Origin of the sequence: Streptomyces sp. NBC_00513, assembly GCF_041431415.1 — a bacterium.
Classification (GTDB): domain Bacteria; phylum Actinomycetota; class Actinomycetes; order Streptomycetales; family Streptomycetaceae; genus Streptomyces.
Genome location: NZ_CP107845.1, coordinates 7,718,858 through 7,739,187 on the forward strand (window position 1 = coordinate 7,718,858; position 20,330 = coordinate 7,739,187).

The 20,330-nt window shown below is 72.5% G+C and carries 21 protein-coding genes; 17 read left to right on the plus strand and 4 right to left on the minus strand.

The window, feature by feature from the left end:
* The first annotated feature begins 361 nt into the window (after nucleotides 1–361).
* Nucleotides 362–1,066 carry a helix-turn-helix domain-containing protein gene (locus tag OHA84_RS34820; RefSeq protein WP_351915880.1) on the plus strand — a complete coding sequence of 235 codons (705 nt, stop codon included), beginning with the start codon at nucleotides 362–364 and terminating at the stop codon, nucleotides 1,064–1,066.
* A gap of 431 nt (nucleotides 1,067–1,497) precedes the next feature.
* Here OHA84_RS34820 and OHA84_RS34825 read toward each other — a convergent pair whose 3' ends face one another.
* On the minus strand, nucleotides 1,498–2,757 hold the full coding sequence (locus tag OHA84_RS34825; protein ID WP_266967709.1) for an aspartate aminotransferase family protein: 1,260 nt from the start codon (nucleotides 2,755–2,757) through the stop codon (nucleotides 1,498–1,500).
* A 295-nt stretch (nucleotides 2,758–3,052) separates the two neighbouring features.
* On the opposite strand from OHA84_RS34825, the gene OHA84_RS34830 reads away from it, so the two are divergent.
* The 14 genes from OHA84_RS34830 (at nucleotide 3,053) to OHA84_RS34895 (ending at nucleotide 16,216) form a co-directional block, all read left to right on the plus strand.
* Complete coding sequence (locus OHA84_RS34830) at nucleotides 3,053–4,096, plus strand: hypothetical protein (protein ID WP_266967707.1); 1,044 nt, start codon at nucleotides 3,053–3,055, stop codon at nucleotides 4,094–4,096.
* Nucleotides 4,093–4,659 carry a hypothetical protein gene (locus tag OHA84_RS34835; RefSeq protein ID WP_266967705.1) on the plus strand — a complete coding sequence of 189 codons (567 nt, stop codon included), beginning with the start codon at nucleotides 4,093–4,095 and terminating at the stop codon, nucleotides 4,657–4,659. Before OHA84_RS34830 ends, OHA84_RS34835 begins: the two co-directional genes overlap by 4 nt.
* Complete coding sequence (locus tag OHA84_RS34840) at nucleotides 4,649–5,686, plus strand: ABC transporter ATP-binding protein (RefSeq protein ID WP_266967703.1); 1,038 nt, start codon at nucleotides 4,649–4,651, stop codon at nucleotides 5,684–5,686. The genes OHA84_RS34835 and OHA84_RS34840 overlap by 11 nt, the downstream gene beginning before the upstream one ends.
* Nucleotides 5,679–6,461, plus strand: a complete 783-nt coding sequence (locus OHA84_RS34845) for an ABC transporter permease (RefSeq protein ID WP_266967702.1) — start codon at nucleotides 5,679–5,681, stop codon at nucleotides 6,459–6,461. The genes OHA84_RS34840 and OHA84_RS34845 overlap by 8 nt, the downstream gene beginning before the upstream one ends.
* Nucleotides 6,462–6,510: 49 nt before the next feature.
* Entirely contained in the window at nucleotides 6,511–7,164 is a 654-nt protein-coding gene (locus OHA84_RS34850; protein ID WP_266967701.1) for an HAD family hydrolase, read from the plus strand.
* 147 nt (nucleotides 7,165–7,311) lie between these two features.
* A complete protein-coding gene (locus OHA84_RS34855) occupies nucleotides 7,312–8,481 on the plus strand; it encodes an acyl-CoA dehydrogenase family protein (protein WP_266967699.1) in 1,170 nt (389 codons plus the stop codon).
* A gap of 34 nt (nucleotides 8,482–8,515) precedes the next feature.
* Nucleotides 8,516–8,959, plus strand: coding sequence for a type II toxin-antitoxin system RatA family toxin (locus OHA84_RS34860; RefSeq protein WP_266967697.1), 444 nt, complete (start codon nucleotides 8,516–8,518; stop codon nucleotides 8,957–8,959).
* Nucleotides 8,956–9,972 carry an NAD(P)-dependent oxidoreductase gene (locus OHA84_RS34865; protein WP_266967695.1) on the plus strand — a complete coding sequence of 339 codons (1,017 nt, stop codon included), beginning with the start codon at nucleotides 8,956–8,958 and terminating at the stop codon, nucleotides 9,970–9,972. The genes OHA84_RS34860 and OHA84_RS34865 overlap by 4 nt, the downstream gene beginning before the upstream one ends.
* 104 nt (nucleotides 9,973–10,076) lie before the next feature.
* Nucleotides 10,077–11,144: an inositol-3-phosphate synthase gene (locus tag OHA84_RS34870; protein WP_266967693.1), complete on the plus strand. Its 1,068-nt coding sequence runs from the start codon at nucleotides 10,077–10,079 to the stop codon at nucleotides 11,142–11,144.
* 51 nt (nucleotides 11,145–11,195) lie between these two features.
* On the plus strand, nucleotides 11,196–12,386 hold the full coding sequence (locus tag OHA84_RS34875; protein WP_266967691.1) for a methionine adenosyltransferase: 1,191 nt from the start codon (nucleotides 11,196–11,198) through the stop codon (nucleotides 12,384–12,386).
* Nucleotides 12,383–13,390, plus strand: coding sequence for a hypothetical protein (locus OHA84_RS34880; RefSeq protein WP_266967689.1), 1,008 nt, complete (start codon nucleotides 12,383–12,385; stop codon nucleotides 13,388–13,390). Before OHA84_RS34875 ends, OHA84_RS34880 begins: the two co-directional genes overlap by 4 nt.
* On the plus strand, nucleotides 13,387–14,175 hold the full coding sequence (locus OHA84_RS34885; protein ID WP_266967687.1) for an SDR family NAD(P)-dependent oxidoreductase: 789 nt from the start codon (nucleotides 13,387–13,389) through the stop codon (nucleotides 14,173–14,175). The genes OHA84_RS34880 and OHA84_RS34885 overlap by 4 nt, the downstream gene beginning before the upstream one ends.
* 3 nt (nucleotides 14,176–14,178) lie before the next feature.
* Nucleotides 14,179–14,988, plus strand: a complete 810-nt coding sequence (locus OHA84_RS34890; RefSeq protein ID WP_266967686.1) for a histidinol-phosphatase — start codon at nucleotides 14,179–14,181, stop codon at nucleotides 14,986–14,988.
* Between the two features lie 85 nt (nucleotides 14,989–15,073).
* Nucleotides 15,074–16,216, plus strand: a complete 1,143-nt coding sequence (locus OHA84_RS34895; RefSeq protein ID WP_266967685.1) for a hypothetical protein — start codon at nucleotides 15,074–15,076, stop codon at nucleotides 16,214–16,216.
* 21 nt (nucleotides 16,217–16,237) lie between these two features.
* Here OHA84_RS34895 and OHA84_RS34900 read toward each other — a convergent pair whose 3' ends face one another.
* The gene (locus OHA84_RS34900) at nucleotides 16,238–17,212 is read right to left on the minus strand and encodes a phosphotransferase (protein WP_266967683.1); all 975 of its coding nucleotides are present in this window, start codon (nucleotides 17,210–17,212) and stop codon (nucleotides 16,238–16,240) included.
* Nucleotides 17,209–17,772 (minus strand): hypothetical protein, encoded by a 564-nt coding sequence (locus tag OHA84_RS34905; protein ID WP_266967682.1) that lies wholly within the window; start codon nucleotides 17,770–17,772, stop codon nucleotides 17,209–17,211. Before OHA84_RS34905 ends, OHA84_RS34900 begins: the two co-directional genes overlap by 4 nt.
* 163 nt (nucleotides 17,773–17,935) lie before the next feature.
* Between OHA84_RS34905 and OHA84_RS34910 the strand changes: the two genes are divergently transcribed.
* Both OHA84_RS34910 and OHA84_RS34915 read left to right on the plus strand, forming a co-directional pair.
* The gene (locus OHA84_RS34910; protein WP_266967680.1) at nucleotides 17,936–18,637 is read left to right on the plus strand and encodes an SDR family oxidoreductase; all 702 of its coding nucleotides are present in this window, start codon (nucleotides 17,936–17,938) and stop codon (nucleotides 18,635–18,637) included.
* Between the two features lie 127 nt (nucleotides 18,638–18,764).
* A complete protein-coding gene (locus OHA84_RS34915) occupies nucleotides 18,765–19,862 on the plus strand; it encodes a hypothetical protein (protein ID WP_266967678.1) in 1,098 nt (365 codons plus the stop codon).
* On the opposite strand, the gene OHA84_RS34920 is transcribed toward OHA84_RS34915, so the two are convergent.
* Nucleotides 19,819–20,319 carry an NUDIX domain-containing protein gene (locus OHA84_RS34920; protein ID WP_266967676.1) on the minus strand — a complete coding sequence of 167 codons (501 nt, stop codon included), beginning with the start codon at nucleotides 20,317–20,319 and terminating at the stop codon, nucleotides 19,819–19,821. The genes OHA84_RS34915 and OHA84_RS34920 overlap by 44 nt on opposite strands.
* Between the last annotated feature and the right edge of the window lie 11 nt (nucleotides 20,320–20,330).

Genomic DNA, 20,330 nt, shown 5'->3' on the forward strand with positions numbered 1-20,330 from the left:
ACCTCCAAACCCCTCCTTATAAGCGTGTGCAGAATGACCGGATCGTTGCGGCAAAGTCATGGTGACTATTCCTGCACTGCTACAGTTTTCCACCCGTACATCTTTCGGCCCCGACTCGGGCGCCGCTCGTGGTGATACGGAGGGTGGCGAAAGGGGGCCGTGTTGTCGGGGGCTGGTCGGCTTTCGTGTGTCGTGTGGCACTTTCATCGCCGGGGAGTGGCTCCTCTATCCGATGTCTCTGCACGTGCAATCGGTGAGACCGGGGAGTTCGCGCGCCCGCCGGCGCATGCGCCGGCGCGTCCTGCACCCCCTCCACCAGGCTCTTACGGAGGTGTCCTTGTCCGTTCAGCACACTCGTTCGATGCTCGCGCGCGGCCTGAGCGTTCTGCGTTGCTTTCGTCCGGGCGAGCCGGAACTTCAGCTGTCTGAAATAGCGCGCAGAGCCGATATGCCCAAGGCGACCGCGCATCGGATCATCTCGGAACTTGTCGAGGAGGGAATGCTGGAGCGGGGTGAGAGGGGCTTACGGCTGGGTGTCTCTCTTTTTGCGCTGGGTGCGCGCGTTCCCCGGCAGCTCACGCTGCGAAGCCTGGCCTTTCCGTATGCGGAACAGCTTCATCATGTCACTCGTGGGAGCGCGTTCATTTTCATTTCCGACGCGACCGGCCCGGACGCGGCGCTGGTGGACGCGGTACGCCGCGCCCACGGTGCGGGCGCCGAGATCGGAGTCGAGGAAGAGGCCCGTGCGTCGGTGCAGGCCGCGACCCGGATCTTCCAGGCGTTCGCGGCCGGCCCGCCCCTGCCCTTCTCCGCCGCGTGGGAGGACGGGGAAGGGGAAGCCGGACGGGTGCGGCACCAGGGGTTCGTGGCCGTGCGCGGGGCGAGCGGCGCCGTCGGCATCGCGGCTCCCGTGCTCACGGCGTCCAGCACGGCGGTGGGCGCCTTGGCCGTCACCGGTCCACAGGGGCGGCTCCAGGTCGTCGGGGCGGTCTCGCACCTGAGGGCGGCGTGCGCCGCAGTCTCCCGTGCGCTCCAACGGACCCCCGACATGGCGCCGGCCCATTGAGGGCCGGATGAATGCCGCGTGAAGGCCTGCTGAGGCGAGCCCTGTCGTACCCGTGCGGGCCCCCTCGTCGCGCGGGTACGGCAGGGCCGCACCGGACGCCGCCCCGAAGAGCCGACCCCAATGCCGTCGCGGACGCGGTGCCCGGGAACCGGGTGCGGCGCGGGGAACAGCTCCCGGTGTTAGCGGAACTGGACCCCCCGCTGCCCGGCAGGCGGGCCGGCTCCGGCCGTAGCCCCCGGCGCCGGCCCGGGTCCCGGTCCGGCGCCGTGCTCCGTGCCGTGCGGGCCCGTGCGCGGGCCGGTGTCGGGCATGGTGACGCTCCTCGGTGGGTCCGTACGGTGGTCGACGCGCGGAGCGGGGCGACGGGAGATCGATTCTGGCCGCGGCCCGCCCCGGCCGACGTCGGACTCCTGGTGGGCCGCCGCCCAACGTCACTGTGGAGGCCTGAACTCGGCCGGTACGGCGGCGCACACGGCGTCCAGGATCGCGAGGGCCTCCTCGGCCTCGTCGTCCGAGGCCACCAGTGGCGGGAGCAGCCGGAGCACCTCCGGACGACCCAGGCACGGCGAGACCACCAGCCCCTTGCGGCCGAGCTCCATCAGCACGTCCCCGGCCGCCGCGGCGGTGGCGAACTCCACGCCCCACATGAGCCCCCGGCCCCGCACCCGCGTCACCAGACCGGAGTGCCGGCCGGCGATCCGTGCCAGGCCGTCGGCGAGCAGACGCTCCAGCACGGCTCCGCGCGGGGCGAGTTCCTCCACGGCCGCAAGAGTCGCGAGGCCGGCGGCCGCACCGAGCGGATGGCCGGAGAACGTCGTGGTGTGGGTGAACGGGTCGGCCGTCAGCGGGGCGTAGAGCTCCGGCGTGGCCAGTACCGCGGACAGCGGCTGCACACCGCCGCCGAGCGCCTTGCCGAGGAGTACCGCGTCGGGACGCACCCCCGCGTCCGTACTGACCAGCCGCGGTCCGCACCGGCGCAGCCCCGTCTGGATCTCGTCCGCGATCACGAAGGCGCCGTGCGCGTGCGCGGCATCGGCGAGCGCCCGTAGGAAACCGGGCTCCAACGCCCGTACCCCGCCCTCGCCCTGGACCGGCTCGACGAGCACGGCCGCCACCCCGTCCCCCGCGAACGCCGCGGGTATCGCCGCCGGATCGGCCGCCATGTGGGTCACGCCGCCCAGCAGGGGTTCCAGAGCGCGCCGGTAGCGCGCGTTCCAGGTCGCGGCGAGCGCGCCGAGGGACTTGCCGTGGTACGCGCCCTCGATCGCGATCACCCGGGTGCGGCCCGAGGCGAGACGGGCCAGCTTGAGGGCCGCCTCGACCGCGTCGCAACCGTTGAGCCCGAGCCACACCTTGGTCAGCCGGCCCGGATCACCCCAAGCCGCCAGCCGCCGTGCCAGTTCGGCGGTCGTACGGTTGGCCAGGACCCGGGTCGACACCGGCATCGCGTCCAGCTCGCGGCGCACGGCGGCCAGGACGGCCGGGTGGCGCTGCCCGAGCAGGGTCACGGCGTAGCTCCCGAAGTCCAGCGCGCCACGGCCGTCGGAGAGCAGCAGGCGGGCACCCTCGCCGCGCATCTCGATCGCTCCGGAGCCGTTCATCCCGTACATCAGGGCCAGTTGCGGGGACTGATGGCTGCGCGTCGCGCCGAGCGCGTCCCGGGCGGCTCCGAGTCCGTCGCTCGCGGTCATCGGTTCCGTCCTCTCCTCGCCCGGCCTCGACGATCCGAGGCGGGCGTGATGGGAATCCGTCCAGGGACGGTTCTATCGCCCCGCTCCATCGCTGAGAAGCCGCGTTCCGGCTGCCGGAACGTTCGTTGCCGGGACCGCGCTCCCCTGAAAGGCTGGAGGCGGTCGAGGGAGTTCCGATTCCACACCCGACGTGACCAGAAAAACCGGGGACATCCTCCGAATTGTTTTCGGGGGATCGTCCGGAAACACCCCGCCGCTCCGCCGGCAGCCGCATCGGAAAGGTGCACCGAACTCCATGGAGACCACTTCGGCACGTGCCGACGCATTTCCCGGTCCGGGAATGCTGGAGAACCGCCTGGACGCGTTCTTGGACAAGCGCGGAATCACTCGGGACGCGGTGCTGCGGGAGGCGGACCAGGGCGTGGGCAGTCCGGCGCTCGCGGTCGCCGCGGGATCCGTGCTCGCGGGGTTCGGCAACCATCGCAGCGACCTCGACCTCTTCGTCCTGGTGGAGAACGACCGGCTCACCCGCTTCCCCGTCCAGTCGCACGAGCACGGCACGGTGATCGACGTCAACATCCGCCGGGCGAGCGCCGTCCGGGACACCACGGCCGAACTGCGGACCCGGCCCTGGCCCCGGTTCGCCTCGGTCGGAGAGTCCGGCTGGAACCACCGGCGGCGCGCCATCAACACCGTGAACCGGCTCGCCCTCGGGCTGCCGCTCGTCGCCGCTCCCCCCTGGGACGCCTGGCACGCCGAGCTGCGCGGCCCCTGGCACGCCGACGTGGTGGAACAGTGGTGGAGGGTGGAGGCGCACCGGCTCGCCCAGGCCGCCCGTTGGCTGCGGGGTGCCAAGCCCATGGCGGCGGCGGCCCGCGCGCGGGAGGCGGTGGTCGCCGCGCTCAACGCCAGGGCGGCGGCCGGCGGGCAGGTCTACTTCCCCGCCAAGTGGGTGGGGGAGAAGCTCAAGGCGCTCGACGACGCCGAGGGCCTGGCCGTTCTCGGCGACGTACTGGCCCCACCCCTCGACCCGCGGGAGAGGATCCCGCACTGCCTCGGCCTCGTCGACCGCCTGGCCGGCGCACCCGCCCCGCTCCACGCGGTGCTGCGCTGGTCCACCGGCGTGGGCACGACCGTCCTGGACGACCGCACGGTCGTGGACCGATGGCAGGTGCGCGCGCTGGAGGTGCTCCGGTCGGACCTGCCGCACGCGGACAGCGACGAGGTCGTCTGGTCGGGTCCCGTCGGCTCCGCGCTCCCCGACGACCTGCTGCCCCTGTTCGCAGGCGACATGCTGTGGCTGGGAGTGGCCCACCCCGGCCCGGAGGTACCCGCGTGACGCCCCTCGGCACCACCGCCCCGACCGGTCCGGCATCGGGCGAAGCCGCCCCGACCGACCTGCGCCGGCTCCTCGTGTTCCGCGCCCACGGCGCCGCCCGCCTGCTGCTCGGCTGCCGTGCCCGGCTGGAGGACATCGAGGGCGCCACCGCCGCGGGCCAGACCGAGGTCGCCGTGCTCATGGCCTACGAACTCGTACAACTGTCGCTGTCCGTACGGGGGCTGCGCACCGAGGGCGAACTGAGTTACGGACGCGACGAGGCCGCCTCCGACCCCTTCGCCGGCGTCCCGGCCGACCAGGTCGAGACGGGGCTGCTGCTCGCCGCGCGGGGTCGGGAAGCCGCGACCGGCGACCCCGGGCCGGGCGAGGAATGGCTGGACCGGCTCCGGGAGCACCTGCGGGACACCGAGGCCCTGCTCGGATACCGCGAGCCGCTGCCCGACGTGCGCTCCGGCAGCGGACTCATGAAGGGCCTCAAGTTGGCCCGTACCTGGCAACCCCACCTCCAGCGCGTCGGCCTCCCCGACCTCCTGCCGGAAGCGTGGACGCGCCGTGTCGACTGACCCCGTCCCCGCGAGCACCCCGGGCGACGCGCCCCCGCCGCTCGCCCTGCGCGGCGTCGGCAAGCGGTACGGCTCCGCGACCGCCCTGGACGACGTAAGCCTGCACATCGCCGAAGGCGAGATCGTCGGCCTGCTCGGACACAACGGCGCGGGCAAGTCCACCCTGATGTCCCTGGTGGCCGGACTGCTGCGGCCCGACGCCGGGGAGATCGAGGTACTGGGCGTCTCCACGGCCCGCGAACCGCGCCGGGCACGTCTGCGCCTCGGCCTGGCCCCCCAGGAACTCGGCGTGTACCCGCCGCTGACCGTACGACAGAACCTCCGATTCTTCGCGGAACTCGCCGGGCTGCGCCGCCGGGAGGCGGATCGGCGCATCGAGGAGGCCGCCGAACCGCTGGGCCTCGCGGACCTGCTCGAACGCCGCGTCGGCGGGCTCTCCGGGGGCGAACAGCGGCGCGTACACACCGCGATGGCCCTGCTGCACCGGCCGAAGCTGCTCCTGCTCGACGAACCGACGGCCGGCGTGGACGTGGAGACCCGGGCCCGGCTCATCGCGCACGTCCGCGACCTGGCCGCCGCCGGTACCGCCGTCTGCTACTCCACCCACTACCTCGGCGAGGTCGAGGACCTCCACGCGAGCGTGGCCGTCCTGGACCACGGCCGTCTGGTCGCCCGCGGAACCATCACCGACCTGGTACGCGACCACGGTGACGGGGCCGTGGAACTCACCTTCTCCGGCACCCCGCCGCCCCTGCGCGTCCCCTGGCCGGTGACCCGCGCCGACGAGATGCTGCGCGTGCACGCCCGGGAGCCGCACCTCGCGGCCCCCGAGGTGCTCGCGGCGCTCGGCGACTCGCTCCCGCGGCTGGTCAATCTGCGCGTCCTGCGGCCCAGCCTGGAGACCGTCTTCCTGGCTCTGACGGAGCGACCCGGGGCCGTCGCGTCAGGCCTTCGGCACGACGTGGGGAGCGAGGACGGCCCGAAGCCGCCGACCGACAGGACCGTGGAGGCGGGGCGCCATGCGTGACGGGTCACCGGGCCGGATCACCGCGCTGGTCCGGCAGGACGTCAGACTCCTCGTGCGCGACCCGGCGCCGCTCGTCGTCCGCACGGTCATGCCCCTGCTGATCATGGGTTTCATGCAGCCGCTGTTCCGCGCGGCGCTGCGGGCCGGCGACGTCAAGGACGCCACCGGAGCCGAACAGGGCGTGCCCGGCATGGCGGTGATGTTCCTCTTCTTCCTCGTCACCGTCGTGGGCTTCGCGATGTTCCGCGAGCACGGCTGGAACACCTGGGACCGACTCCGGGCCGGTCCCGCGCGACCGTTCGAACTGGTCGCCGGACGGATCGTCGTACCCCTCGCGGTCGCGGTCGTGCAACTGGCCGTGGTCTTCGCGGCGGGCGGCCTGCTGTTCGGACTGCGGGTGCGGGGCTCCTGGACCGCGCTCGTCGTCGTGGGGGTGCCCCTCGCCCTGTGCGTGGTCCTGGCCGGCATGGCACTCGTGGCGCTGTGCCGCACCATCGCGCAACTCAGCGTCTTCGCCAACCTCCTCGCCCTGCTCTTCGCCGGCCTCGGCGGCGCCCTGACCCCGCTGTCCGCGCTGCCGCGGTGGGCCCGCCCGCTCGCCCCCGGCGTGCCCAGCTACTGGGCGATGCGCGGCTTCTCCACCGTCATCATCGACGGCGGTGGCGTGCGCGCCGTGCTCCTTCCAGCCGGCGTGCTGTGCGCGTTCGCGGCCGGCCTGACCGTCGTGACCCTGCTCTTCTTCCGGGCCCACCACCGCAAGCTCTCGTGGTCGTGAGGCCGTGCCGCCCAAGCAGCCCACCCCCACGACATCGGAGAGGAACACCATGCCCGCCGTCGTGGTCTTCGACTGTTTCGACACCCTCGTCCTGTCCCGCCCGCTCCCGGGCCCGGAGCACTTCACCGCCTGCCTCACCGACGTGCTCGCCCTGGACCCGCGGCGGGCGGAGGCGGTGATGCGGACGGTCTTCGACGCCATCCTCACGGCGATGACCGACCCCCTCGCGCCCCAGCCGCCGACCCTCGACCTGCTGGACAACGCCCTGCGGGAGCGGGGCGAACCGAGGGAGATCGCCGATCTGGAGGAGGCGCTGTGGCAGGCGCTCGGCTGCGCCGACCCCGGCCAGTACACCCTGTGCGCGCCGATGGCGGACGCGATGTCCCGAGCCGCCGCCGCCGGCCACACCGTCCGCCTCATGTCCAACTGCTACCTCCCGGGCCCCCTCATGCGCAGGCTCCTGCACGGCCTGAAGGTGCCCGAGGTGTACGACCGGGCCCTGTTCACGGCGGACGGCGGCCCGAAAAAGCCGGACGCCCGCGCATTCCGCCTCATCGGAGAGGGCGTGTTCGAACGGCGCGTGATGGTCGGGGATTCCGCGGAACTCGACATCGAACCCGCCCGCGCACTCGGCTGGGACACGGTGCACGTGAATCCCGAGCACCCCGATCCGACTCGGCTCCTGGCCCTCCTGGAGCTCTGAGAAACGCTTCCTTTCGCCGCCCCGGAGAATACGGGCCGGTTCGTGTTCCGTACAAAGAAACACTTGCTGATAAGACAGCCGCCGTCTGATTGTGTTCATCCCGTACCGATCGACGATCCGTACGGAACCGAATCCGAGGGGAGAGGCATGACCAATCCCGCCGCGGACGCGACGGACCGGGCCGACCACACCGAAGCCCCCCACCTGTCCCTCCTGAACGCCGGCTGGAGCACGGCCTGGACGCCGCTCCCGCCCCGCGAGGGCGCCTGCGGCGCCGACCGCATCCGGGACCTCTCCGCGAACGGCTACGCGGCCCTTCCGATCCCCCGGGAGTTCGGAGGAGCGGGCGCGAGTCTCGCCGAAGTGGCCGCCGCGCAACGCGCGTTGGGCATGGTCGACCCGTCGGCCGCCATCGCGCTCAACATGCACGCCTTCACCGTCGGACTGATGGCCGACTACTGGCGGCGCCACCGGGACTCCAGCTGGATGCTGCTGGAGGGCATCGCCCGGACCGGCGCCCTCGTCGCGTCCGCGTTCGCCGAGCCCGGAGGCAGCCCCAACTTCATGAGCAGCCGCTCCGAGGCGGTCCCCACCGGCAAGGGGTACCGGGTCTCGGGGACGAAGTTCCCCTGCTCCCTCGCCACCACGGCCACCCTCGTGTGCCTGACGGCCCGGGTCACCGGGACCGACGACACGATCCTCGCACTGTGCCCCCGCTCGTCCCCGGGCCTCACCGTCGAGGGGGAGTGGTCCTCGCTCGGCATGACCGACTCGGACACGGCCGGGTTGGTCCTGCGCGACGTGGAACTGGACGACCGGCTGGTCTTCCACCGGGGCCCCGCCGACGTCATCGACGACAACGTGATCTCCGGGATGGTCTGGTTCGCGGTCCTGCTGAGCGCCACGTACCACGGCGTCCTCAGCGGGCTGCTGGACGTGGCGTACGGCCAGGTCCTCCGGGCGCGGACCCACGGCCCGAGGACCGCCCTCCTCGGCCGCGCAACCCGGGAACTGCTGACCCTCGGCGGAGCCTGCCGCCAGCTCGCCGCGGATGTCGCCTCCGGTGCGGTCGCGGGGCGGGCCGCGCTGGCCGCCGCCGTCGGCCTTCGAGCCTCGCTCAGTGACACCCGCGACCGGGTGCTCGCCGCCGTGACACCCGTCATCGGCAGCCGCCTGTACGGAAAGGGGCAGGCGGCGGCCTCCCTCCTCGTCGACTCGCTCGCCGTCCACCACCATCCGCCGTCCCTGCTGACGTGCGACGACGTGGTCGGAGCCTTCTGTACGGGACGTGAGATCAGCTTCGATCCGGCCGCCTGAGCCGCCGGCCCCTGCCCGAAGGAGACACACAGCCATGCCCCACGTCGAGGTCAACCTGCCCATCAAGGCCCCGGCCGCCGACGCCTGGCGTGCCGTCACCCGCCTCGAGGACTACGCCGACTACATGGAGAACGTCGAATCGGTGACCGTGCTCGGCGCGTCGGAGAGCGGCGCCCGCACCAGCGAGTGGTCGGTGCTGTTGAAGGGCTCCGTACTCGAATGGGTGGAGGAGGACGAACTCGACGAGGCGAACCGCGTGATGTCGTTCTCCCAGGTATCCGGGGACCTGGACGAGTTCACCGGGTACTGGCGCGTCGACGACCGGGGCGACGGTACCTCGGTGGTCGTCTTCTCGGTCGACTTCGAGATCGGCATACCGCTGCTCGCCGACATGCTGAACCCGGTCGCGGCCAAGGCGCTGCGCGAGAACTCCGAACACATGCTCCGCGCCATCGAGCGGCGGATCACGGTCTCGTGACCGACTCCCCGCGCGTCCTGGTCACGGGCGCCACCGGCGCCGTCGGCGCCGCCGTGATGCGCGCGCTCACCGCCGCGGGTCACCGGCCCCACGGCGTCAGCCGCCGCGGGGGAGCCGGACCCCGCCAACACGTCTGGCAGGCCGGCGGGGAGGCGCCGCCGCCCGCACTGCGCGGCCCGTGGGACACGGTGGTGCACTGCGCCGCCGACACCCGGTGGAACCTGCCCTTCGAAGACGCCGAGCAGGCCAACGTCGCCCCGCTGCGTGCCGTGCTGGACCTGACCACCCCCAAGACCCACCTCGTCCACCTCTCCTCCTCCTTCGCCACCGGCCTCGCCGGGGACATCACCTCGCCCTCCCCGGAGTCGTACCGCAACTCCTACGAATGGTCCAAGGCCGCGACCGAACGGCTGGTCCACGCCGAACGGGAGGGCGCCGACATCGTCCGCTTCCCCGTGGTGATGGGAGCCCGGGCCGACGGGCTCCTTGACCGGTACAGCGGATTCTTCTGGCTGCCCACCTCCCTGTGCAGCGGCGCCGTCCCGGCGATGGTGGCCGAGGAGAAGGCCCTGCTGGACATCGTCAGCACCGACGACGTGGCCGAACACGTCACACGGCTCGTCGAGGGCGGCTCCCCGGCGGGCACGAGACTGTCGATCCTCGGCCGAGGCGACCGGGCCCAGCCGGTTGCCGAGGTCTTCGAAACGGTCCGGGCCGCCCTCAACACCTGGCGCGCCGAGCACGCGGTGGCCCCGCTGGAGCGCCTCCCGTCCATGACGCCCGAGCAGTGGAACCGCTTCTACCTGCCCTTCGCCGAGGAACACCTGGACCGGGCGCAACTGCTCCGGGTCACCGCGTTCCGCGCCTACCAGGGCTACCTGTCGGTCACGGAGCCGTTCGAGGTCACCCACCGGGTGCCCGACACCGCCCTGGTGCTCCACCGCTCCATACGCCGCTGGGCGCAGACCCACGCGAGCGCCGCCCGCCGGATCCCCCGGCCGTGGCGGACCTGACCGGCACGCACCGCGGACACGGCGCCGCGGGGAACCGTCCGAAGGAGCAGGCCGGCCCGCCGGGGCCGAAGTGTCGCCGTTCGCCCAGGAAGGAAGAAACCGCCATGAGGAACATACGTGTCGCGCTCGCCGGCGCAGGCAACTGCGCATGGAGCTTCGCCCAGTTCGTCGCTCAGGCCCAAGCCGACCCGGACACCAGGCTGCCGGGACTGATGTGCCACACGCTCGGCGGCTACCGGCTCGCCGACGTCCGGATCGTCGCGGCGTTCGACGTGGACGAGGCGAAGGTCGGACTGCCCCTCGCGCAGGCGTTCACCGCCCCCGCCATCTCCGCCACCGGCTTCACCGCGCTCGGCGCCGACCATGACTCCCCGGTCCTTGCGGCGCCCGTGCTCGACGGCCTCACGGGCCCGCTCGGCGCGGTGATCCCGATCGCCTCCGCCGCGCGGGACGCCACCCCCGAGGACGTGGCCAAAGCCCTCGTCGAGCACGAGGTCGACGTCCTGGTCATCGCCCTGCCCACGGGAGCCTCCCAGGCCATCCGGATGTTCGCCCAGGCCGCGCTCACCGCCGGGACCGCCGTCGTCAACTGCACCCCGGAGGAGCTGGCCCGGGACGAGAGCGTCAGCCGCAGGTTCGCGGACGCCGGGGTCGTCCTGCTCGGCGACGACCTGCGCAGCCATCTCGGAGCCACCTGCCTGCACACCGCCCTCATCGAACTGCTCCTCAGCCGCGGACTGGAACTGGAGAGCACCTACCAGCTCAACGTCGGAGGGAACACGGACTTCCTGAACCTCGCGGACACCTCCCGCTCCGCCTCCAAGTTCACCTCGAAGGCCAACGCGCTGCGCGCGGCCGGAATGACCGACGTCGACGGGGTCGCGGGCCCCTCCGGGTTCATCGGACACCTCGCCGACACGAAGCTGTGCTTCGCCAACGTCACCGCGAGGTCCGTGCTCGGCTCGCAGGTGCGCATCGACATCAAACTCCAGGTGGAGGACAGCCCGAACGCCGCCGGCGTCATCGCGAACGCCGTACGCGCCGCGAAGACCGCCGGCGACCGGGGCCTGTCCGGCGCGGTGGACGGCCCCTCCCCGTTGCTCTTCAAGAGCCCCCCGCACGGTCTGCCCGAATCCGAGGCCAGGACCGCGTTCCTGGACTTCGCCTCCTGAGCCTCCCGAGCCTCCCGAGCCGCCCCCGGTCACCGAACAGAGAGACGGTCCATGCTGTCCATACAACGCGACTCCCGCTCGGTCGAGGACCTGCCCTACGAGCTGGTCGAGCGCAAGGGAGTGGGTCACCCGGACACCATGTGCGACGCCATCGCGGAGCGCATGTCCCGCTACTACTCCCTCCACTGCCTCAAGGAGTTCGGTGGGGTCGCCCACCACTGGTTCGACAAGGTCACGCTCTACGGGGGTGGGGCGGACACCGACTACGGGCGGGGCGAACTCACCTCGCCGTACCGGGTGATGGTCTTCGGGAAGGCCGCCTTCCGGGTCGGAGCCGTCGAGATTCCCGTCCAGGAGATCGTCTTCCGAGCGGCGGCGGAGGTCCTGGCGGAGGTCACCACCGGCTTCGACGCCACCCGCCACCTGGTCGTCGAACTCGGCGTCGTGGACCACCAGGGCTCGGGCCGCGGCCGCTCCCGCTACCAGCCCGCCTCCCCGCAGGACCTGGTACCCCTGCGCTCCGGCGGACTGGTCTCCAACGACACCAACCTGCTCCACGGTTACGCGCCGCTGTCCCGACTGGAGAGCGTGGTGCTCGGGCTGGAACAGCTCGTCAACGGCGCCCCCTTCAAGCAGCGGCACCCGGATTCCGGCTGGGACGTCAAGGTGTTCGGCAGCAGGCGCCGGGACGCGTTCAGCCTCGTGGTCAACATGCCCTTCCTGGCGGCCCACATCGAGTCGATGGACCACTACCTGGCGCGCAAGGCCGTCGTGCGGGAGGAACTGGAGAAGTACATCGCCTCCCTGGGCATCCACGACGTCCGTCTCCTGGTGAACGCCACCGACCGCAACGGCCGCCCCTACCTCACCGCGCTCGGGTCCGTGGCCGACACGGGCGACGTGGGCGTCGTCGGCCGGGGGAACCGGGTCAACGGCCTCATCACCCCCATGCGTCCCATGAGCATCGAGGCGCCGGCCGGCAAGAACCCCCTCGACCACACCGGGAAGATCTACAACGTCATGGCCATGCGGCTGGCCCAACAGGTCCACGAGGAGTTCGGCGGACCGGCGCAGGTGCACATCTTCACCTCCAAGGAGGCACCGCTGGAGCACCCCGACGAGGTCGTCGTGACCACCCCCGACGCGGACGAGCCGGCCCTGCGGGCACTCGTGGAGACCACCGTCGCGAGCTCCGCCGACCTGACGGTCGAACTGATCGAGAAAGGCATCACGCTGTGGTGACCCCCCGACAGGCGAGCGATCTGGTCACGCGGGCGCGCGCCGGCGGACCGCGCACGGACACCGGGCCCTCGTCGACCGCCCCGCCCACGACCGGCAGCCACTTCGTGGTCCTGATCAAGCCGGAGGTCATGACCCCGTCCGCGGCGCCCGAGGCGACCGCGGAAGCGGTACGGGTGCTCGCCGAGGCGGAGGTGGACGTGCGCCGGGCGGCCGTCGTCCCGGCAGGGGAGTTCGCGCGACGCGGGTACCTGCTCCTGCACTACCCGCGCCTGCACCGGCTGGCCGCCGACGGGCCCGCCGTGCTCACCTCCGGTGCCCGGCGGGAACTGCGCTCGCTGATGGGCACCACGGGGACCGGCGACGTCCTCGGTCCCTACGAGGCGATGACCCGGGAGGCCGACCTCACCCCGCGGGCCCTGGACGAACGCTGCCGGGACGCGGGCATCCACAGGCTGGGCTCCGGCTCGTACGCCTCGGTGACCGAGCTGACCGGCCGCCCGGTGATCGTGCTGAACGGCTTCCTGCCGGCCCTCGCCGAGGGCTACACCGGGTCCGGAGCACTCGTCGCGCTCCTGGAATGCCACAGCCGGCGCGAGATCGAGGCGTTGCGCGGGGAGGTCCTGGGAGCGCTCCATCCGGCGCGGGCCGCCCCGGGTTCCCTGCGGGGCACGCTGGGGGCCCTGGCCCGAAGCCGGGGCATCGCCGTCTCCGAGGGCCGCAACGCCGTCCACCTGTCGGCGGGCCACCTGGAGGGCATGTTCCAGGCCTGGCGGTACTTCGCGGCGGTCGACGGGCGGGGCATCGGGAGCACCGCCTTCGGCGCGAGCCTGGCCGAGCGGGGCGTACCGGCGGAGTCGGTGACGGAACTCGCCGCCGACCACAACCTCACCGAGGACTCCGGGGAGACCTTCTCGCCGCACGGCGCCACCGAGGGGCTGCGCCGCGAGGACGCGCTCGACCACGTACGCGCATGGGCCACCGGAAAGGGGCTGGGGACGACATGAACACCCTCGAACGGGGGCTCGCCGGGCGCACCGCGGTGGTGACCGGCGGCGCCCAGGGCATCGGCGCCGCCGTGGTCGCGAGACTGTGCGCGGAGGGATGCCGAGTCCTCGTCCTCGACAAGAGCGCCGAGCACGGCCGCGCCGCGGTCAAGGAGTGGGGCGAGCGCGGCCACGAGGTGAGCCTGGCCGTGGGCGACGTGGTCGACGAGGAGTCGGTGCGGGCGGCCTTTGCCGGTCTCCCGGCCGGCTGGCCGGCGCCCACCCTGTTGGTGAACCTCGCCGCGGGCTTCGTCTTCAAGGGCCTGGACGCGACCCCGCAGGAGTGGCACGCCGCACTCGACCCCACCATCGTCGGACTGTCCCTGGTCACCCGGGAGTTCGTCGCCGGACTGCCGCAGGACGCGGCCGGGGCCGCGATCGTGAACATGGCCTCGATCTCGGCGCACATCGCGCAGAGCGGATACCTGACCTACAACACCGGCAAGTCGGCGGTGCTGGGCTTCACCCGCTGCGCGGCCCAGGAACTGGCCCCCCGGGGCGTTCGGGTCAACTCCGTGAGCCCCGGGACGGTGTGGAACGCCAACAACGAGCGCTACCACCGCGAGGCCCTCGGCCTCGACCGCGCGTCGGCCGAAGCAGCCCCGGAACACGGCGGGAAGTTCCTGCTGGGACGGTTCGCCGACCCGGAGGAGATCGCGGCGCCGATCGCGTTCCTGCTGTCCGCCGAGGCCGGCTTCATCACCGGCACCGACCTGCCGGTCGACGGCGGATACCTGGCGGTGTGAGCGGTGATAGACCTGCACACCCACCACCAGCGCTGTGGGCACGCCACGGGATCGCTGCGGGACTACGTCACGGCGGCGCTCGACCGGGGCGTCAAGGTCCTCGGGCTCTCCGACCACACCCCGATGTTCAAGGAGGAGGTGGACCAGGCGCTGCCCCGCGTGGCGATGCCGAAGTCACAGTTCCCCGCCTACATCGCCGAGGCGCTCGCCCTCAAGGAGGAGTTCGCGGGCAGCATCGAGATCCTCGTCTCCACCGAGGCCGACTTCTTCCGCGGGAGCATGGACGCGTACACGAAGGAGCTGAGCGCGTACCCCCTGGACTACGTCATCGGTTCGGTCCACATGTTCGAGGGCCGGGACATCTTCGACGTCACCCGCTGGGAGAGCGTCGAGGAGGACGACCTCGGCGCGGTCAAATCGCGTTACTTCCGGGAGATCGCCGCCTGCGCCCGGTCCGGCCTGTTCCACGTCATGGGCCACGTGGACGCGCTGAAGGGCAACCACCCGCGGCTCGGCGCCGTTCCCGCGCCCGCCGCCTCCGACGAGATGCTCCGCGCGATCCGGGACTCCGGGGCCGTGATGGAGATCAACACCTCCGGCGGCACCAAGATGTGCGGTGGCTGGTATCCCGAGTTCGACCTGCTCGAACGGGCCCACCACTTCCGGGTCCCGATCACCTTCGGCTCCGACGCCCACGTCCCCGAACGGGTGGCCGACCAGTACCCGGAGGTGGCCAAGGTACTCGGCGAGATCGGCTTCCGGACCTGGACCGTGTTCCGCCGCGGCGCCCCCGTGACCCGCCCGCTGTTCTGATCGCTGCCGCGTGGGCGGCCGTTCGGGCCGCCACCGCGGCGCACCCCCGCAGGATGTTCCCGACCGTTCCCCGTGGAGAGTCCCCATGCTCGTCAGTGACCTCGTATCCCGCGACCCGGACGGGGCGACCACCCGGTTCCTGCGCGTCCGGGACCAGACCCTGAAGATCGTCACCAACTCGCCCGAAGCCGCCGGCCTGGTCTCGGAGACCTTCTGCCCGCCGGGCATGCTCGGCGTCGCCGAGACCGACCGGGAGGACGAGCCGGACCTCGTGATCGCCGACGTGGCCCGGGACCCCTCCGCCGTGGCCGAGTTGCTCCAGCGGTCCGCCGAGACGGCCGTACGGGGCGTGTACGAACTCACGCGCCACTACCGGCAGCCGCGTTTCGACGGCGAGGGCCACACCGTCTTCGTGCTCCGGGACCAGAACTCCGACGAGGTGGCCGCCCTGATCCGCACCGAGGGGCGCATGACCCTCGTGCGCCCCCGGTCCGGGCTGGGGGACCGGTGGCTCACCCGGATCATCCGCGACGTGGCCACCAGGATCGCCAAGGCCGAGGGCTCGCTGGTCCTGCACTCCTCCGCCTTCGTGTACGACGACGGCGCCCACCTGGTGATCGGTGACTCCGGGGCCGGGAAGTCGACGACGGCCATCGCGCTGGCCCGGCTGCTGCCCTCGGCCGGTTGGATGGGCAACGACCGCATGCACCTCGACCAGCGCGGACCGGGCTACCAGGTGACGGCCTGCCCGCTGCCGCTCGCCGTCAACAAGGGCTCCCTCGACGTCATGGGCGTCACCGACTTCGGGTCCTGGTCCGTGCGGGCGGGCTTCCCGCCGGCCGGATCGGACTGGGACCGGTTCCAGGGCGAGGACAAGCTGAAGCTGAGTTCGCAGGAGGTCGGCCGGTACCTCGGTGTCCGCGTCGTGCCGAACGCACCGCTGGCAGGAGTGATCCTGCCCCGCGTGGACCGCGAGGCCGGCTACTCCCTCACCCCCGCGAGTGCCGCCCACGCCGCCGAGGTGATCACCCGGAACTGCTTCTCGCTCGACGACAACCTGTACGGCGAGGACTGGCTGGACGTCCCCGTGCGACGGCGGGCGGCTCCCCCCTCGATCGACGCCTTCCTGGAACACCTGGCGAAACTGCCCGTGTTGCGCTGCTCCGTCGGCAGCGCGGCCGATGTGGCCAGGCTCGCGGCCGACTTCGAGGACCGCGTACGCAGGTGAGGACGCCCACCGGAACACGGTTCAGGGCGCGCCCGCCTCCAGCGCCGCGGCCGTCCTGGCGACCAGGTCCAGATTCGCGCGGAAACGCGACCAGAAGCGCAGGACCCAGCCGAGGTACCAGGTGCCCAGGCTCGTGTCACGCCGCCCCAGCAGGGTGACGTGGTCGTGCCTGGGCAGGAACCACAGGGCGCCGAGACGGGCCAGATCGCGGGCGCGGGAGTACGGGATGCCCAGGCGGGCGTGCAGCCGGCCGAGGAAGAGGCCCGTCGCCCTCGGATCCAGGGCGAAGTCACCCCGCCCGAGACGGCAGGAGAGCCACAGCGCCTTCCCCGCGTCGGCGGGCCGACGCGAGAAGCCGGCCTCGTCCCAGTCGATCACCGTCAACCGGCCGGGACCGTCCGAGATCAGATTGCGGCCGTGCAGATCGCCGTGGTGCACCCGCAGGCCGCTCGCGCTCGTCAACCGTTGTGCGCCGCGCCGCAGTTCGCCGAGGTGCGTGTCCATGGCGCGGCCCAGCCCCCGCCACTCACCGGTGAGCAGGGGGTCCACGAGTGAGCGCTCCGACGGAGCCCCCTCCAGCCACGGAGAGGCATAGTCCGCGACCAACGCGTCCTCGGCCCGCACCCCCTGCGCACGCGCCGCCAGGTCGGCGAGGACGTCCACGACCCCGCCGATGTGCCGCCGCGCGTCGTCCGACGGCGTTCCGGGCGCGTACGGACGCACCACCACCAGCCGGGGCCGCTCCGCCCCGTGGAAGCCCAGGTCGAGCACCGGCGGGTACCAGGGCGCGCCGCGCAGGGCGGAATCGACGCGGCCGATCCGCCGGAACTCCGCGGCGGAGGAGCGCTCCGCGCAGTGCACCTTCACCGACAGCGCACGGCCGCCCCGGGCCACCCGGTAGGAGGCGTTGAGGCCCCGACCGTCGAGGAGTTCGGCCTGCCCCGCCGCGATGAGCGCGACGACCTCGGGGACGGTGGGCGGCGCGGCTCCCGTCACGAGGGCCGGCCCGCCGCGCCGCCCTCGAACCAGTCGGTCACCGCAGCGACCAGCTTGTCCAGTGGCAGGGCGCTGTCCAGCCGCAGCACCGGACACGTGAGTTCCGCCAGCCAGCGTTCGTCCTTGGACCGGCGGCCCGGCACGTCGGTGTCCTCGTAGCCCCTCGCCCAATCCATGAAGTCCTGGTGGGCCGTCTCCAGCGCCCCGCCCGAGCCGATGTTGTCGCCGTACCGGACGACCTCGCGGCGCATCAGCCGGTCCATCCTGACCTTCGGGTCGATGGTCAGGAACACGACGCCGTCGACCCGCGCGATGACGCCGTCGCCCCAGCCCCGCAGCGTCCCGGACAGCACCCAGGCGGCGCGCGGCACGAACAGCGCCTCCATCAGCGCCAGACGGGCCTCGACGGGCCGCTTGTGGGTGTAGGGCGGAATGGTGGGCAGCCACAGGTAGTCGTCCACGTCCGCGTGCGCCGCCGCCCACAGGGTCGCGAGCGCGCGGCCGAGCGTGGTACTGCCCGCCCCACTCGGCCCCGTGACGAGCAGTCGGTGCGTGTGCATCCGACGCCTCCCCTTCCTCGGGTGTCCCTTGACCGGGCGCCCCAGACTAACGGGCCGACCCGCCGTGCGACACGGCGCACGGCGAGACGGGCCGCGTCGCGCCGGCCCGGACCCGGGTACCGCGGTACGGACAGAACCCCGTGCGGAGGCTACGCTCGCGGCCATGCCGAATGCCCTCGTGTCCGGTGTCTCCCGGGGCCTAGGGGTCCACCTGTGCCGCGCCCTTCGGGCGGCCGGCTACCGCGTCCTGGGCGTGGGCCTGTCGCCCTCGCCGCGCGGCGACCACGTCGACGACTACCGGGCCATCGACCTGCGCGAGCCGCTCGCCGACGACCTCTTCGCCAACGAGGACGTCGACGTGCTGGTCAGCAACGCGGGCGTCTACCTGGACGATCCCCGGGGCGGCTACGGCGACCTCTTCTCGCTCACCCCGGACGACCTGCGGGACACCTTCGAGGTCAACCTGTTCGGCACCGCGCGACTGGTCCTGCGGTACGCCCCCCGGATGCTCGCGCGGGGCTCGGGCCGGATCGTCTGCGTCTCCTCGGGCATGGGACGCCTCCAGGACGCGGACGGGGCCTCCTTCGCCTACCGGTCGTCCAAGCTGGCGGCCAACTCCCTGGTCCTCTCGGTGGCCCGGCACTTCGCCGCGACCCCCGGTGACCTGGCCTCCTTCGCGTACTGCCCGGGATGGATCCGTACCGACATGGGGACGCCGGACGCCCCGAACGAGCCCGCTCCGGCCGCCGCCGACCTGGTGCGCCTGCTGGACGTGCCCGCCGCACGGTCCAACGGCCGGTTCTTCCGGGGGCTCGGCGAACTGGGCTGGGACACCCGCGGGCCGATGGTCTCGGAACCCGACTGAATCCCATGTCCGTTCCGCTCTGCGGAATCGCCCGGGACAGGCCCGGCCGTCCTTGTCATGATCGGCCGTGACGACCGGGACCCGGCACGGCGCGGGCCCCCACCCAGACACGGGGGTGATATGCGGCATGACATCGAGCGCACCCACGCACCGGTACACCGTCCGTTCACACGTCGAGAACACCGGCCTGACGTGCTCGCCGTCCGTGGCGCGGCACATCGACCGCCTCGCACGTCCCTACCTGTCCGTCGAACCGGGCCCCTGCCCACCCGGGGCCTGGGAGGTCGTCGCCGACACCGAGCCACCGGCGAACGCCCTGCCGGAAACGGTCACCGCGCAGGGTGAGGCGAGCGTCCACTACGCCGTCGACCGCACCCGGAAGACCCTCTACCACCTGGCCCCCCGGGGCGAGGCGTGGGTCACCCAGTCCCTCCTGCGGGCAACCCGGGCGATCCACCGCTCGGCGGCGAGCCGGCAGGGCATGCTCTTCCTCCACGCCGGGCTCGTGGAACTGGACGGACTGGGCGTCGCCCTCGTCGGTGGCAGCCGGGCCGGCAAGACCACCTTCGTCATGGCGAGCGTGCTGCACGGCGGGGGCGTCATGGTGTGCAACGACGACGTGAGCCTCACCGCGGAACCGGACGGGAGCGGAGTCCTCGGCGTCGGGTGGCCGCGGTCCGTCTCGGTACGGCTGGACACCCTTGACCTGTTGTTCGGGCGGGAGGCGGCGCGGGCGGCCCTGTCCTCCCTGACGCATCCGGCCAACCAGACGCTCGGGAGCCTGCGCGAGTCGGGCGTCGAGGAGCACGGGACGGCCCTGATCTACCCCTGGGAGTACGCCAACCTGCTGGACACCCGCATCGGCCGGTCGGCGACCGTCGACGCGATCGTCCACCTCAGCCTCGCCGACGACCCGTCGGAGACCGGCGCGGCGGACGTACCGCCGGCCGAGCGCGCCGGACTGCTGGAACGCCACGTCCTGGGCCTGCCCAACAAACACCTCAACATCTTCGGCCACGCCCCGGACGACGCCACCGCCGGCCGGACCCGTGACGCCCTCGCGGCGCTGCCCACCTTCCGCTTCCGGTACGCGTTCGAGGACGCGAGGCGGGAGGTTGAACGGCTCGCCGGCCACCTCCGCGCCCGCGTGCCGGCGCCGGCACGCTCCCCGGAAGACCGCCTCACAGACCGAGCCGCACCGGCCGGTCCGGGGCGCCACCGGTGAGCAGGGCGGTGAGCGGGGTGCCGAGATCGCGCGGGGCGAAGAGATCCGGGCCCCGGTACCCGACGACCTCCGGCGCCCGCCACCACCGCGTGCCCGTGATGTTCTCGGCGGCGAGCTCCTCGTCGGTCAGCTCACCGCGCGGGGTGAAGGACGCGACGCGCACGAGGTAGTAGTCGTTCACGACACCGTCGTACCCCCGGCTGATGTCGGGACGCACGACCTCCTGGTGCCACACGTGCGGCGGATCACCTCCGGTGAGGGCGAGGCCCACCTCCTCGCGCAACTCCCGGCGCAGGGCGTCGATCGGGCCCTCGCCCGGGTCCAGACCCCCACCGGGCGCCGCCCACAGGACGAGCGCTCCCGCCGGCTCGCGCAGGAGGAACCGGCACAACAGGACGCGGTCCTCCTCGTCCAACACGATCGCGCGCACCGAGTGCCGAAGCTTCAGCGAAGTCACCGGTACACCGT

Bases quoted from the DNA above. Each gene is read 5' to 3' on its own strand.
- OHA84_RS34845 (WP_266967702.1), top strand. From the start codon at position 5,679: ATGCGTGACGGGTCACCGGGCCGGATCACCGCGCTGGTCCGGCAGGAC.
- OHA84_RS34820 (WP_351915880.1), top strand. From the start codon at position 362: ATGCTCGCGCGCGGCCTGAGCGTTCTGCGTTGCTTTCGTCCGGGCGAG.
- OHA84_RS34855 (WP_266967699.1), top strand. From the start codon at position 7,312: ATGACCAATCCCGCCGCGGACGCGACGGACCGGGCCGACCACACCGAA.
- OHA84_RS34830 (WP_266967707.1), top strand. From the start codon at position 3,053: ATGGAGACCACTTCGGCACGTGCCGACGCATTTCCCGGTCCGGGAATG.
- OHA84_RS34910 (WP_266967680.1), top strand. From the start codon at position 17,936: ATGCCGAATGCCCTCGTGTCCGGTGTCTCCCGGGGCCTAGGGGTCCAC.
- OHA84_RS34885 (WP_266967687.1), top strand. From the start codon at position 13,387: ATGAACACCCTCGAACGGGGGCTCGCCGGGCGCACCGCGGTGGTGACC.
- OHA84_RS34905 (WP_266967682.1), bottom strand. From the start codon at position 17,772: ATGCACACGCACCGACTGCTCGTCACGGGGCCGAGTGGGGCGGGCAGT.
- OHA84_RS34825 (WP_266967709.1), bottom strand. From the start codon at position 2,757: ATGACCGCGAGCGACGGACTCGGAGCCGCCCGGGACGCGCTCGGCGCG.
- OHA84_RS34850 (WP_266967701.1), top strand. From the start codon at position 6,511: ATGCCCGCCGTCGTGGTCTTCGACTGTTTCGACACCCTCGTCCTGTCC.
- OHA84_RS34870 (WP_266967693.1), top strand. From the start codon at position 10,077: ATGAGGAACATACGTGTCGCGCTCGCCGGCGCAGGCAACTGCGCATGG.
- OHA84_RS34915 (WP_266967678.1), top strand. From the start codon at position 18,765: ATGACATCGAGCGCACCCACGCACCGGTACACCGTCCGTTCACACGTC.
- OHA84_RS34895 (WP_266967685.1), top strand. From the start codon at position 15,074: ATGCTCGTCAGTGACCTCGTATCCCGCGACCCGGACGGGGCGACCACC.
- OHA84_RS34860 (WP_266967697.1), top strand. From the start codon at position 8,516: ATGCCCCACGTCGAGGTCAACCTGCCCATCAAGGCCCCGGCCGCCGAC.
- OHA84_RS34875 (WP_266967691.1), top strand. From the start codon at position 11,196: ATGCTGTCCATACAACGCGACTCCCGCTCGGTCGAGGACCTGCCCTAC.